Source organism: Bifidobacterium aquikefiri, from assembly GCF_002259795.1.
In the GTDB taxonomy this organism is placed as follows: Bacteria; Actinomycetota; Actinomycetes; order Actinomycetales; family Bifidobacteriaceae; genus Bombiscardovia; species Bombiscardovia aquikefiri.
The window spans coordinates 60,387-75,712 of record NZ_MWXA01000003.1 but is presented as its reverse complement, the minus strand read 5'-3'; the positions used below and the strand labels follow the sequence as shown (position 1 = coordinate 75,712).

The 15,326-nt window shown below is 48.4% G+C and carries 8 protein-coding genes, 1 tRNA gene and 1 pseudogene; 4 read left to right on the top strand and 6 right to left on the bottom strand.

The features are described from left to right. Positions 1-339: 339 nt before the first annotated feature. Positions 340-1,410 (bottom strand): 2,3-butanediol dehydrogenase, encoded by a 1,071-nt coding sequence (locus BAQU_RS01995; protein ID WP_094692402.1) that lies wholly within the window; start codon positions 1,408-1,410, stop codon positions 340-342. Positions 1,411-1,719: 309 nt separating this feature from the next. After that, complete coding sequence (locus BAQU_RS01990; protein ID WP_158215610.1) at positions 1,720-6,906, bottom strand: metallophosphoesterase; 5,187 nt, start codon at positions 6,904-6,906, stop codon at positions 1,720-1,722. A 310-nt stretch (positions 6,907-7,216) separates the two neighbouring features. Here BAQU_RS01990 and BAQU_RS01985 point away from each other — a divergent pair. Next, positions 7,217-7,304, top strand: a tRNA-Ser gene (locus BAQU_RS01985). A 250-nt stretch (positions 7,305-7,554) separates the two neighbouring features. After that, entirely contained in the window at positions 7,555-8,949 is a 1,395-nt protein-coding gene (locus BAQU_RS01980; RefSeq protein WP_158215609.1) for a tyrosine-type recombinase/integrase, read from the top strand. Between the two features lie 13 nt (positions 8,950-8,962). Here the strand turns inward: BAQU_RS01980 and BAQU_RS01975 are convergent, their stop codons facing one another. Then, positions 8,963-9,226, bottom strand: a complete 264-nt coding sequence (locus BAQU_RS01975) for a helix-turn-helix domain-containing protein (RefSeq protein ID WP_094692399.1) — start codon at positions 9,224-9,226, stop codon at positions 8,963-8,965. Positions 9,227-9,977: 751 nt separating this feature from the next. On the opposite strand from BAQU_RS01975, the pseudogene BAQU_RS10575 reads away from it, so the two are divergent. Both BAQU_RS10575 and BAQU_RS10715 read left to right on the top strand, forming a co-directional pair. Continuing rightward, a pseudogene (locus BAQU_RS10575) lies at positions 9,978-10,226 on the top strand (DNA translocase FtsK); the annotation flags it as partial. A 189-nt stretch (positions 10,227-10,415) separates the two neighbouring features. Further along, a complete protein-coding gene (locus BAQU_RS10715; protein ID WP_338022674.1) occupies positions 10,416-11,819 on the top strand; it encodes a restriction endonuclease in 1,404 nt (467 codons plus the stop codon). A 76-nt stretch (positions 11,820-11,895) separates the two neighbouring features. Here the strand turns inward: BAQU_RS10715 and BAQU_RS01965 are convergent, their stop codons facing one another. The 3 genes from BAQU_RS01965 to BAQU_RS01950 form a co-directional block, all read right to left on the bottom strand. Further along, complete coding sequence (locus BAQU_RS01965) at positions 11,896-12,996, bottom strand: AAA family ATPase (protein ID WP_094692397.1); 1,101 nt, start codon at positions 12,994-12,996, stop codon at positions 11,896-11,898. Further along, positions 12,993-13,886 (bottom strand): bifunctional DNA primase/polymerase, encoded by an 894-nt coding sequence (locus tag BAQU_RS01960; RefSeq protein WP_094692396.1) that lies wholly within the window; start codon positions 13,884-13,886, stop codon positions 12,993-12,995. Before BAQU_RS01960 ends, BAQU_RS01965 begins: the two co-directional genes overlap by 4 nt. A 330-nt stretch (positions 13,887-14,216) precedes the next feature. Next, positions 14,217-14,663, bottom strand: a complete 447-nt coding sequence (locus tag BAQU_RS01950) for a hypothetical protein (protein ID WP_094692394.1) — start codon at positions 14,661-14,663, stop codon at positions 14,217-14,219. Between the last annotated feature and the right edge of the window lie 663 nt (positions 14,664-15,326).

Below are 15,326 nucleotides of genomic sequence, written 5' to 3'. Positions count from 1 at the left end.
CTTCAAACATTGTCAATAGTAGTCCATGGAAAATCCTTGTCTCAACTACAGAATCAAGAGAAACCACAAGAATGTAAAGCCAGACCACCTGAGTAATCGAGCAATCTGACATCTTGTCCGATTTTCGACTCATCCGTTGCTATGAGAGAACGACTATCCTGATGACCAATTTTCGATCAACGAGCAGAAAAACCTGCTCATTGTGAACTTCTCCAAGTATAAAACCGTAAAAACAGCTTTATCCTCAGGAGTTTTCAACGTTTTAGGGCTTGGCTACTTGGAATAGTTCACAATGAGCGATCTTCGAACCGAGCAAGTTAGATTTTTGGCTCAAAAGTTCTATATCTCGGGCGAAATCAGAATCTTGACTTGGGTTTTATCGGTGGCGAGGGTTTTGATGCCATCTTCGAGTGCATCATCAAGGCCGATGCGCTTGGTCACGATGGACTGGAATTCATCACGATGCTTGTTGATGATTTCAAGCACCTTGGGGAAGCTGTTGTTGTAGCAGAGCGTGGTAATCACGTCGATGCCCTGCATGATGAGGTCATCAGTGATGTTGATATTCACGGAATGCCCATAGAGAGCAACAATCTGGACGATTCCGGTCCTCTTCGTTACCTTGAGCGCAGTATCGAAGGTGGGTTGGACTCCGGCGCATTCAAAGCTGACATCAACGCCATCAGGAACGCCCTCTCGGATAACGGCATTCACATCAACCTGCGCAGGATTGAGAATGTCCTTGAAACCAAGCTTCCTCGCCTGATCGAGACGCACTTCGGACACATCTGAGATGAACACTCGGGTTGCTCCTGCAATTCGAGCAAGCAGGGCCGTGACCAGACCGATGGGACCGGCTCCGATCACGGCAACGGTCTGGCCCGCACGCAACCCGCTCTTCTTCAAGGCTTCGAAGGCAACCGCCGCCGGCTCACACACTGCGCCAAGCTCAGGAGACATGCCTTCTGGCAACTTATGTGCAAAGACATCCTGAACGTTGGCATATTCTGCCATGCCACCGTCCTGTGAGAAGCCGAGGAAGTTTCCTGCGCCATCCTTTGCGAGCGCCTTGTTGCAGAAGTTGTAGTTTCCAGCTCTGCAGTTCGCGCATCTGCCACATGCGATCAATGGCTCCACGGCAACGAGGTCGCCGACCGCGAGGTCATCGACTCCGCTGCCGACCTTGACGACCTGACCTGAGAACTCGTGGCCGAGCGTGATGGGAACGGTTTTGCCGGTGATTGGGTGAGGCTGCGTAGGCAAGCCCCAACCTTCAAGGAATGCGTGAAGATCGCTGCCGCAGATGCCGCAGTCCTTGACCTTGATTTGAACTTCATCGTCTGCAGGATCGGCAATCGCCACATCTTCGATACGAATGTCGCCTTTTCCATAAATACGAACAGCTTTCATAAGAAGCATTCCTCCCTGAACGTTCTTGAGTAGATCCCCCAAACGGACGCTCTTGTCCGCCAATGCATCATTATTCTATTCCTTTTCGCGCAAAGGTGTTACACGTGTTGCTTCCAGTTAACAGCGAGTGCGATTAAGACCGAATGGCAATGCAGCCCTTCCTTCACAACCGAGTCTTTTACCGCGAAGACCCATACAATAAGGCAAGGCGTGCGATGGTTATGCAAACACCATCACACGCCTTGCTTTCAGACCCTCTACAGGCACTGAAACCGTTCATGGTATGAGCGGTTTCAGTGGCAGCTCCCTTCAGTGTCTAGCGCTGCGCCGAGCCACTCTTCTCACTGCAATCCCGCATGATGCAAGCGCGACCATGGCAATCGCGATAACGGATAGGTTCGTACCCGTCCTGCTCAGCTGGCCCTGCCCAATCTCAGCCTTGCCACTTTGTGCTGTATCAGAGCCGGAAGGCTTGGTCGTAACGCCTTGCCCAGTCTGATCATGCTGATCATGCGAACTGCCGCCAGTCGATCCATCGCCATGGTTGTGATTCCCATCATTGCCCGTGCCGTCTCGATCAACTGCGTTGACATAGTTGACCTTGGAAGTGGAAGAACCACCGTATTGGTTCGTTACCACTGCATACCAGCCGTGTTTGCCAGCCGGTGCATTCTTCCACTCGACCTGGGCGTTCTGCGTATCGCCGGTTTGCGTGTCAACCGACCGGGATGCCTTCTTCACAGTCGATGTCGCCGTGGTGCTGGCTATGAGTGTGGAACCTTGCAACTCAGCGGCGAATGAATCCGTTGCGATCGTCTTCTCTGATCCCTGAGCTGTTCTCGGTGCAATACCCAGTTCTGACAAGTTCACAGTGAATTCCTCATCCGATGGCTTGAAGCTGGATGAAGAAACTGTCTGAGAACCATATTTTTGAATCGATGGAGAATACGTTCTCACTTCCATCGTGTCATTTTGAGTATTGATGTGCATCAGACGCAGGAAGCCCATGCCTCCCTCTTCAAGTGCCTGGTAATCGAAGAGCAGGTTGAGCACATTGCGGTCTGGTTTGCCATCACCATCGGAGTCAATCCGAGAAACCGTTTTTTGGGCGCTGTGATAATGCCCGGAGAATACCATCTTGACATTCTTGTTTGGAACAACCACCTGCTTGTAAATCTCCTGAGGAATCAAACCGAGACCACCGGACGCAAGCAGATATTCGTGGAAGTTGAGGATGGCAACTCGATTTGGATATTGTGCAAGAATCTTGTTCGTCCAATCGATTTCATCCTGTTCAACGCCCCATCCCACAGACACAACGATGAAATCGATGCCCCCTGCGGAGATCAGGTCGTAATGTCCACGATTGTCTTCGAAGCTTCCGCCATACCAAGGGTTAGAAGCATATCTGCTCTCTCCGAAGTTCTTGGAGAAGTTCACATAGTTCTCATCCTTGTGATCGACGTCATGGTTGCCTGCCAAAACACCGTATGGGAAACCGGCCTCATCAAGCTTCTTGTACTGAGCGTCGGCACGCTGCCATTGCGCTGGAATATCAGCATCATCGACAATGTCTCCCGTATGGAAAAGATACTGTATGTTCATCGCCTGGCGGTTGTTGATCAGCCAGTTATGTATATTCTCCTGATGCTGGTAATACCCATCATTATCGTAATTCGCATTGTAATATTGCGTATCCGACTCCCACGCGAATGAAAAATCATAGTCGCTTCGAGGCGTTGCCTCTTGTGATATCGCATCATCATTCATCGTGACTACAGGCTCGCCATCAGCTCCGTTGATGGTTGACGTCGTCGCGGAGTCTGGACTCTTCAATCCATCGGGATTCGTCTGTTCGGACGAAGCATTCTGCGTAAGATTGCCGGAAGCATAGCCCGCTCCATTTTGAATCACCACCGTCATTGCGTTCTTCGCCACGTGATCCTTGTTGGCAACGTTCTGAGCAATGACGGCTTTACCCTGTGAGTCGGCAGAAACGCGTGCAACTTCATCCCATGCATTCGTTGTCGTGTTCTTGGCAAACGCATAGATGTCCGCGTTCGCCTGCGATTGCCCGCTCCAATGGATCGTCGTCGTCGCCTGTGAATCCTTGGCAATGTTTGCAGGAATGTTCACCGTGAATGACTGGTAGGGGAATCCGCTCTGCGTGGCGGTCGTGGTAACTACCTTCCCATCCGTTGCATCCAGCTTCGCTGCATCATCTGAAGGAAGACTGGTACCTGCAGTTGTTGCAGCCAGCCCGGATTGCGTGGTCGTTCCCGAAGCAACCGCTATCTGCTGTGCATTGCCCGGTTTGTATTCCTCACCCGCATAGAACTTTACATTCAACTCATCCCCCGGATTGCCCTGTGCAGCGACGCTCAGCTTCGGTGCCTGGGACTTGGTGCCATCAACCGATGAGGTGGAGACGATTGTCGGATTCTCACTATAGGTAGTGAAAGGAACCGACTTGGTGGTGACGTTTCCAGCTTTGTCGCTCACCGTGAAGGTAACGGTATGCAAGCCGGCCGGCAGCTTCGACGAGGCGGTGCTGTATGGCAATGTGATGCTCTTCGCCTCACCAGCGCCATCAGACAACGTTGCACTCAATGCTCCAGATTCGCCTGAATTTGGAATGCCGGAAGTCTCATCGCTTGCCTTCGCATTGATAACGATGTTGCCTCGGAGCGTATTCGAAGTGCTCTTGTCTGCTGACAGTTCAGGATCAATCGAGGGCTTGGTATTGTCCACAACCACCTTGGCCTGTGCATCGCCGGCATCGGCGGTCGCCTGTACCGTATGTTCTCCATCCGCCGCCTTGGTGGTATCCCACGTGTATTGCTGTGATCTGACGGAAGCGGGATCGATGCTGAAATCAAGGCGAATATATTCATATTGCCCTGCAGAATCGCCGATCTTGATTGAATTCGTTGCGTTGGCAACTTCATCGGTAACATCCTTGTCCGACACCACTCCGCTTGCTCCTGGACTGACGGCAGCCACGGCCTTGCTGACCTTGAGATGGGTACCATCAGGAAGCACGAGTCGAATGTTCGATGCAAGATAATTGTCAGCATTCTCGGTATTCACATTGCCCTGGTCATCAAGAATGTCAGTGGCACTCGATTTGGTGCCTGCATTCATGTAGAGAGACAGCTTGTTATCGTGAATCTGATCGAGCGGAACGGGGAACGAGACGGTTTGCGTATCACCGTAGGTTCCATCATCAAAGCTCCCGATGACGTTGTCTTTCCAATCCTCCTCCGTTGGAGTCCCGCTAATGGTGGTCTTCGTGGTAAAGGAATTGAAGAAGAAGATGTCCGTCTGCGTTATTTCAGCGGCAATGTATGGTTCGGATTCAAGGGAGTTGCTGACCTTGTCTGAATCCACACCATCGCCATCAATGGAGAGCCTTGGCATGTCATTGGAGCTTGTGCCGGTACCACGCAGCGTGGCCTTTCCACGAACGAATTGCCCATCCTTGACATTCAGCCGAACCGTTGAATCGGTGAAATCACTGTTGATGACTGCTTTTGTGGCTTCGGTGAATTTCGGATTGATACCATCGGAGATTTCGAGGTAATATTCAACGTTCTTGACACGAATGAGATCGATCTTGTTCTCGGTATAGCTGTACGTGTCGCTTCCAGCCGGTTTCACAAGATTATGCGAGGTAAAGTCACTCTCGCCTGCATGCCGAACGAACAGGGTGACTCGGTTCAGCGCAACCTTTGATGTGATATCGAACGAGAATGCCAGATCTTGGTCGCTTCCGAATGCGGTTGGAGTGTTGTCAATCACATCCGGTGCAGCGGTAATCGCAGGATATGTGTATGCCGTTGCGCGAATGTCATTGTCTTGAACAAATCCGGGCGTGGGATCCTGATCACTTCTCACCAGTTTGGTCTCGCTCTGGCCTGCCGTATAGGAGTACTGCAGGGAATGCGTATCACCGGTGAGATTGGTCGATGCATTGTCTGGGTACGCTGCGCTGGAAATCAAGGTTTTGGTCTTCGTCTCGATCTTGAGTACACGTGCCGAATTATTGGCCATGCCAGCAGACGAAATCTCGAAGAGGTTCGCCCCAAGGCTCAGCGCCTTGCTGCCCTTGAGCCCGAAATTATTATTGAAGTCTACAGCGGTCAGATCATTGTTCGGACCGTTCTTGATCCAGAATACAATCGAAGCGCCTGCTGCAATGGTGATGGAACTCTGTGATGCCGGCCATTCGACGTCGCCGCTGTCTCCCTGATCGGGATAGCTGTAATACAGCGTGTAATTATCGGAAAAATTGATGGTCTTGTCTGCAACATTGGTGACTTCAATGAATTCATACCCATCAGAGACGCCAACATTAGCGGTATCGGGAGCAATTTCGGTAATGACCAAGGGAACCGTCGCCTTGCCATACTGATCAGATGGTTTGGCGGTCAGAGCGATTGTTGCCGGCTCACTTGCAGTCTGCACACCGTCAACATCCTTGGCCACGAATTCATAGGAAATGCTGGTTTTCCCGGTGAGCGTGCCAGCTGGAATGGTGAAGGACCATTCATCGTTATTCTTAATTCCATCAAACGAAGAATCCGAATAGCTGCTGTCGACGTTGGTCTTGATATAGAGACGCACTGAACCGATTGAGGAATCGCCATCTGATGACTCAACCTTGGCTGCCAGCTTGATGGCATCGGAATCCGCAGCGCTCTTGGGAGCATTGGAAATGTCGGTCACCGTTACCTTGCGTCCGCTGACGGCTGGCCAAGAGGCGGGAACTTGACCTTCAATAGTTGTTCCTGGAGTGGCTGCGTTGTTCAGAGAAAGTTTGCCGGTGCCTTGCTCACTATATGCATAGTCGATGGTGGTGTCCACATCACCGCTGGTGGAATAGTTCACCGTATTCGTTGCATTGGTCGACTTTTGCGTCAGCACAAGGGTCCGCTGACTTGTATTTGCCATTCCCGCTCCCTTGGAGATCGTGAAGAGCGTGGAATTCATCACCAGTTTCGGATCTGTCTGCGTGCGTTCTTTCCAGAATGCATTGAAGTCATCGCCCGTGATGAGTCGTGGTGTGATGCCTTCGGCAGTCACGTTTGCGTAGTTATCCCAGAGAACTATCGAGCTTTTGGCTGGAATCTGAGGATTCTGCGCATTGCCACCGGCCGCCGCATCGAAAGCTTCTGGTGTCCAGTCAACGCCGTTATAGCTCAGACTCAGGTCGCTCACACTCACCGGCTTCTCGCTGACATTCGTGAGCTCGATGAATTCCCCGATGTTGACCAACTGCTTCGTACCATTCGCATCAGTAAATGTGCCGTTGGCAGTCTTCACTGCAAGTTCGGTTATGACCACAGGCATCGCTCCAGTGATGCTCGCCTGGCTTGTTTCTGCCGCCTGCACTGGTGTTGCAACCAGCACACCAGTGAGCGCCAATGCAGATGCAATCAACGCAGACATCGATTGCATAACGCGGCCGGCAAACTTCTTCCCCCTCGACCTCATACTTTTCCTTCCATTTTCTGTGAATCTCGTTATTGAGAACACAGTTTTCCCCTTTACCAACACGGTTGACCATACGTGAGCCTGGCTCGGCGGCATACAGACATCCTTAAGATTTCATCTTCGATTGACGAATATTTACTTCAGGTTCATTGCCCATTCATTTGTCAAATGATTCCTTCGTCGTCTGCCATGAAGAATAAGAATGCCCGCCTCGAAGACACGCAAAGACGTATTGACCATTCATCCATATCTTGTGTTATCGTTTTCAGGTTGCATAAATATCGGTGATGTTCAACCGGTGTTACTGCATGGAGGATTCGCCTAGTGGTCTATGGCGCACGCTTGGAAAGCGTGTTGGTGTAACAGCCTCACGAGTTCGAATCTCGTATCCTCCGCCATCAGGGTTTCGATTGAAAGATCGAAGCCCTTTTTTCATGCGGATTCTGGCTTAATTCTAGGCATGTTGGCATACCAGGCGCTGAATCAAATCATGCATAATACCGCATGTAAGAGCGTAGAACGCGGTAAACTAGTGGGTAAATAAGTAGGTTGTTTTCTCCCCTCTTCACCGTTACCCACTTAAGAGAGGCCAATATGGCTACACCACGAGTCAAAGTTACGAGACGACAGCGCCGAAGCAGCGGTCGCATGATACAAAAGATTGGAAAACGCGGCGGCCGGACATACAAATACATCGAATGCTCTTATCTAACGCCACTGTGGGCTTTCGAAAAATGGCCGAATCTGCCCAAACGTCAATACAAGACGTTCCGGCTGGAACAGGAATATGATGCCAGTGTCTGGCTCGATAACGCAATCCAATCTGTCGAAAACAATACTTGGACACCCCCTCAGATAGCGAAATCTCGCGAGCGCATCCACGCCATCTCCTTCTCTGAGTACGCGACCGAATATGTTGAGAACCATCACAAACGAAATGGTGAACCGCTCCAAGAAACCACAAAGAATAAGTATCGCGAATATCTGCGTCTCTACCTCATCCCCACTTTTGGCGATAGAGCCATGACTGCTATCACTTCCGACGATGTACAACACTGGTACAGCTCCTTCCCCGTGAGGAAAGGCGGGCATGGTGCGAGCGCTCGCAAGCACGTCTATGAGTTGCTTTCTGGCATCTTTGCCCAAGCTAGAACCAAACCCATCAACAGTAATGGCGACACGCTTATCAAGATCAACCCGTGTTCATTTACCATCCCGCGCCCACAGCGTAAGAAAGAACCGTTAATCGCAGAACCCGAGGAATTGGATACGATTTATAATTCAATGCCTCAGTGGCTGCGGTTATCAGTGTATTTGTGCGGAGTCATGGGACTGCGAGAAGGAGAATGCCTTGGATTGCAACGCAAGGATTTTGACCTAGACACAGATACCCCAATGTTGCATATTGAACGAAGTGCAAAAGAGGTGCTGCAAGACAATCACAGAGTTGTGATCCTTGGCACCACAAAAACTGAGACGAGCGTTCGGGATTTGGATATCCCCGAATTCCTGCTCGATCACATATACAAGCACCTTGACGCATATGTGGAAGGTGCCCCCGATTCGCCAGTCTTTACTGCACCGAGAACGGGAGGACTAGTCAAACAACAGACAGTCAGGAACGCTTGGTACAGGGCAATTCAGAGTGTCCCACGTCTGATCGGTATGCGATTCTATGACCTCAGGCACACTGCGCTAAGCAAGGCTGTTGAAGCAGGTGCCTCGCTTGGAACAGTAAAGAATATGGCCGGACACGCAATCGACACAACGGCTTTCAATTACCAGCATGAAAGTCAATCCAATAAACAGCGAACCTTGACAAACATCAACGCCGCTTTCCTCCCCACTCAACGGGACGTCACTACTTCTGATGAATCCCCGCTCGAAGCCTCGCTTTCAGATGTGTTGGCCGCACTCGGTACAGTGCCGGATGCCAAAAAGCGTGAGGTCATGGCAGCATTACCTTCTGACGTTCTTGCCAAGGTAATCTCGCACGCAGTACGCACATCAGATCAGACCGATACTCAAGAATCCGAACAGTAAGGACATGTTTCGACTAGTTCAAAGCCGATGACGATTCATCCTGTTCCATCATTGATTCGAATAGCGCCGCAGGTGAAATACCCAATGCACGAGATACATCGAGAATCTTGTCAAAACTAACTGACTGCTCTCCGCGTTCAATCCGGCCCATATATGACCGATCTATCTGAGCTTCATTAGCCAATTGCTCTTGGCTAACTCCAATGCGCTTTCTTGCCGCCACTATTGCGCGCCCAAATGCAATTCGTTCAGATTCATGCCGCTCATCATTTCTCATATCTAGACAGAAGCAATTTGAGGATTATAGGTCCACGGATTATAATCCGTGTTTGATAGTCAACACTGACTATTTTCATTTCAAGGAGTCCTCATGAAAAGTACATTCTCATATCAACCATGCTTGGATTGTGTCAAATGCAACCAAGGTGCAAAAGGAATTGGCCGTGCAAGCTGGGTGTGGTTACTCCATCTATGCACCTGTGGTGTCACACTGATTATCGCTCACTTTATGAAGTGCCCTCGCTGTAATCACACCAGATTCTGCAATTCACACAAGCCCAAGGGCTTCGAAAGTTAATCTGCATGTGCGGAGGCTGCCCCACCTAGCAGACTGAGTATTATCATATGTAAAGAGACAGGGAACAAGCAGTCACAAGCGACACAAAGCGCGACTGCTTGGATAAGCAAGGTGATAGCACATGACCAATCTGTGGAAATCTTACGAAACTAGCAGCGTAGATCTTATGCAAAATCTCGAAAACATCGCTGATGTTGTAAAACCATCGGACTCAGACCAGTCTCAAACTAATGAATTTCAGGCATCCGAACTTCCACAAGATATCGAATTAATACCTGAAGCAATAGATGCCAGAGTCCCCGCGCTAGAAGAAGCTGCCGATGCAAAACCCTGTGAACAAACCGAACTATATACACTCATCCAAGACCGGCTCGATACCGATAAAAAAACATATCTTGCAGCATTAAAATCTGCATATAATCAAAATCGAACTAACGACCGTGCAGAGACTGACGATATCGGTGATGACATGGATATTCTGCTTCAGGCAGCGTCGTTGGTTATTACTTCACAATTCGGTTCTATTTCAATGTTGCAGCGCAAGCTACGAACTGGATTTGCACAATCCGGGAGACTAATGGATATACTTGAGGATCGCGGCATTGTCGGCCCCTCGGAAGGCAGTCGCGCTCGCGAGGTGCTCGTTCAGCCACAGGATCTCCAAGCTGTGCTGGCTTTTTTCAAAGGAGAGGTCAACTCTGACCATTCCCGATCTTCTCACAGCGGCCCTTCGCAAACTCGTATTCCTCAGTCGTCGTATCGAGTAACATCTCACCCCGGCCCAGAATTGAATGGTAGTAATCCTTCACTTCTCAGTGAAGAAGCACCAGTCAACGCAACTGCTCGCGAATTCGAGGCATGGCAACAAAATCAAGAGCTTCAGCGATTCATGTACGAATCAAGCAGAATACTAAATAATGTCTTCGGAAAGGACCGGCCTTTCGATTTTTCTCAAGTCAGACGAGAATCAAAACCAATACCTTACGCACCAAATCCAGACCTAACCAAACCACTGCGAATGCCTACCCGCGAACCGTATCCATCTCATCCAACAAAAGGCTGGTTCCTGGAAAGTCGAATTGCATCGTATAGAGAGCGTCTAAACCAAATTGATGAAAAATATCGTCAAGATTGCTTAACTTACAGACGAAAAACAGAGTCAAGGAAGCAGCTTCTCAAAAAATATAAACAAGACTGGCAAATAACAAACAATGCTCTTATAAGGAAAACCAAATCAATTAATATGGCCGTTGATGTATTTGAACAGTCCTTTCTGAGATGTGAGCCGGAAGCTGTGACACAGTTCTTTTCCTTTGTGTTAAATTCTTCTCGATACCCGACTTGGATCGCAAACCAATTTAGGCTGCAATACAACGCATCATCGCACCTGCTCGCGGTGGAACTAGTACTCCCAAATATCGAGGTCATACCTGCGGCTAAGTCATACCGATATATTCGTTCCACCGATTCCATTCGAATAACTAAACAGTCCAAACATGCCATCCGTCAGCTCTACACATCCATTATTTCGCAAATTACTCTTCGCGCAATCTATGAAATATGTTCGTCTGATCACCGTAGAACTGTCGATACTATTGGTCTCAATGGTATAGTGCACTCGACTGACCCAGCTACAGGTCTTGCAATCAGCCCCTGTATTTTGAGCGTCCAGACGACTGTAGAAGACTTCAATCAATTAAATCTAGCAGAGGTCGAACCCGATAAATGTCTCAAGCATCTCTCCGCGACAGTCTCCAGTTCCCCAGAAGAAGTGCAAGCGGTAAGACCAATCATCAATATGGATATGAGCGATCCGCGCTTCGTCTCCGAATCCGACGCTCTGAGCGGATTAGATCAGAGGCCAAATTTAATGAGCCTCAATCCGTATGAGTTCGAAGCGTTGGTACAAAACCTCTTTTCAAAAATGGGTCTTGAAACAAGACAGACGCGTCCCTCACGAGATGGTGGAGTCGATTGCGTAGCTTTTGATCCGAGGCCTGTATTAGGTGGAAAGATTGTAATTCAAGCCAAACGCTATAAAAACACGGTTGGAGTTGCTGCTGTTCGCGATCTCTATGGAACCATGCAAAATGAAGGCGCCACTAAAGGAATCTTGGTAACCACGAGTGGATATGGCTCCGCTTCATATCAATTTGCGAAGGATAAGCCATTAGAGCTTATTGACGGCACTAATCTCCTGTGGCTACTCAAAACCCACGCTGGGGTAAGTGCCAAAATAATTCCCCCTGACAACTGGAAAGACCCCATTGGATATGAGGAAGCACCATACTAAACAGGGGGGGGTAAGCGTGCAGAAACGACACAACCACCTCATCCGCACGCTTGTGGTTTTTTCTCGCGCAAGAATTTTATGACACTTCTTGCACTTCTGTCTCGGTCAATTCAGGTTGATAGGTCAGCGGTGCATAGACTCCGCGTTTGACCTTTTGGATGCGTTGACTGTCCAGTAGGCGTTTGAGGTACGTGTCTACGATGTTCCTCTCAAATCCCGTGATCTCTGTAACTTCTTTGGGCGTGATACCACTACTATGCTGCTCAACGCAATCCAAGATGGTTTGCGAGCGCGTATCCAAGTTCTCAGAACGCTTCTCTCTTTCGAATGCTCTCTTTGCCGCATCCACAGATCCACCGGTCAATGTCCACGAACCATTACTTGCAAAGGCCATTTGATATTCCCCTTCCTCTGCGTCACGAGACGTCACGAACAAGATGCCTTCGGAAGATGTTCGTGGTCGCTGAAGAGTCATAATGGCATCTGCTGCTCCAGCGATACCATTCGTACCTGAAATCGTCTCCACGGCATCTGTGGCGCCCATCTTTCTTGTGTGGTGAACTATGAGCAGTGTTGACCCGTAGTACTTGTCCACCAACGCTTTCAACGCACTCATTATTCGATAGTCGCGCTCGTAGGAACTTTCATTCCTAACAGCAGGAATTGTAGGTAAGACCTTGCCCAAAGTATCAAGAATGATAAGCGGCTGTTCTGATTGATGCTCCTCCAAAAATGCATCTATAACAGTTGGGACATCTTCAGTGGGATCTGTGATAAAGAACAAGTTCTCAGGAGGATCTACAACTCCGAGCGAGAGCAATCTTTGCTGAAGCCGTCGTTCCCCATCTTCCAAAGCAAGATACAGCACGGGCCTTGGTTCGACTTTAACGCTTCCGAAGGCAAAGCCGCCGTTTGCGCTCGCAAGGGCTAGTCCCAGCACAAGCCAGCTTTTACCAATCTTTGGTGCCGCAGCCAAAATGACTGTTCCTGAAACAATCATTCCCGGGACAAGTTCAATCATAGGTGGATATTGCTTGTCCATCAGAGTCTTTGCACTTACCATCCCCGACAGGGGACTTCCAATAAATTGCGCTTGGTCTGGCTCTGCATTCCCTTGCACATTCCGGATAATCTCGTCAACTTCCTCAGTACTTGGAACGACCATTTTACTATTCATTGCTTCACCTCCTGTGAGCTGAGCAATGCACTCTTTATAATTGTTTCAACTTCCACTTCGGCCAATCCCGAAATCTTCCCTCGCTGCAAAGTATCCCGAATAATCTGGTCACGATTGTCTGGATGATTAGTCAGTCTCCCGAAACACCATCGGAACAAGGTATCATTTCTCTCTCCCTCTGGTATCAAAGACATATCTATATTTGGCATGGAGTTCGTAACTGGTTGATTGAATTTCCACGTATTTACAGACCGTCTCGATTCGATTTGAATGAAATTCGTATATCCGTTTGCGATCAGGAATGCACACAGACTTTTTGGAGCTTCGGGGATTCTGGGTGTCCCGTAACAACCGTTTTCCCGGTCGAAGGCGGCAACTCTAGGTAGATAAGTCCCGGAGGATGTGAGACTGTATGAGCCAACCACATAACCTTTCTGTTCGCATTTAATATCTATCGGTATCCCGTTGACATGCGAAGCTGCCTTAAGGTGGCCGCATAACCAATCAGGAATCTTGTAGTATAAATGCCACCCCGCTGAAGGTGTCAGCACGCGAAATGTTCTTGCCGACTCCAATTCATCGGCTGATTCGTTATGATGCGTAGTCAGAAGATCGCAAATAATCCGTATTCCAGAGGGTCCATCGTCGTGGCTCTGATCACAATCAACGATCATCATCCCTTTACCCGGTATTACCGCATACGCATCAGTGTTAGGTATAGATGAGGTGTCACTTGTAGAATCCAAGACTTTCTGTTTCCAGTTTCGGGCAATCTTATCTTCGCAAGGGACATAATCTGCTCGAAAGCCTAGATTATCAAGAAACTCAGGGAGGTTATTCTTGGATGGGACCGAATAGAACTGCATGTATTGAGAATCGGTGTCATTCATACAATCACCTCCCCAACCCACAGAAATCGTTGAGGGATGACATCACTATGAAATTTCGTCGCCCGATCTTGCGCGCCCGAAGTCTTCCTTCTCGGACAAGCCGCATAATAATACGCGTATCTTTAACATCCATTAGATCAGCGGCATGACGCACAGTTACCAGTGCTTTATTGTTTTCAGGCATTGTATATGCCTTCCTGCGACCCTAAATGGGTACACCTATTCTAGGAAGACACAGGACATACGTTATCGCGCCTGCTCAAGGACAATTTGCCATAACTGGCTGAGGAGTCTCAAGACCTACATACAACTACGCACCAATATATCAGCTCATTTCATCGGCGTGTCTCCTCGTGAAAACGTCGAAACAACCAAGTTTATCCGCTCTTGTTCAGACATTCCCTTAATCCATTTCTGATATCTAGATTCAGGGACTCCTTCTATTGCTTTTCTTATCTCATCACGAATTATTTGGTCAGTATTTTCGCCAATTCTCGCGCTTACTGCATGTGCTTTCCGAGCCCCACTCCGATATCCTCGAAGCACAACATCAATATATTGAAAGACTCTTTCACGTTTATTTTTTTCCAGCGAATTCAGGGTTGACCATAATTCTTTGGGCTGTTTACCTTCAGCCTCTATTTGCAAAGAATCGAACAATCGGATGAAAAACTCTTTAGCAATGCTATTTTTCATGGCAGCAAAAAATTTCCTTCTTCTCTCACTTTGTGCGTACCGTTCGATAACCCTGTTATCCGTCTTAATTGCTTTTGCCATCGATTCCCTACCCATACATGAACTCCGACCATGACAATGTGCCCGGAAGAATAATGAAATCTACGGACAACTAATAGAAGTGTAATATGTGTATGATTTACACAGTTACAATCGGCTCATCATGCTTACAACATAAGCGAGAGTTATTTCTCGTATTCCCCTTTTAGTGGGTAAATAAGTGGGTAATGCTCCCATCAATTCTCTTAAAATGTATATATAGCAGCAAATATCGTTAATTATTGCGGAATCTCGTATCCTCCGCATAGTGCCTGGAAATCGTTGAAAAATAGCGGTTTTCTGGTTTTTGTTTTCTACATAGACTGGAAAATAGACCGGAAAATAGACCGCTTTTTTTCATCCTCAAAATCACCAACGATACATCAGCGATAACCATCAAAGATCACAGTCCCGCATGCTCCACAGGTGCTCTTTTATCAATCGAGAGAAGAGTTCTGTTATTCCAATTCAGGCTCAATCAATTTTCTGAAACAAATTTGATATTATACAAGATGTCCAGAAAAGAATAAGTCGTCAAAAGCGGCGATGCAAAGCAGAACATCTGGACAGTAAAACTCAACCAATACACCAAACGAACATTATTTTTGTTAGATATCTCATATCCATTCTGCTGAATTCTCGGAGAACAGCAGTTCAGTAAATGGT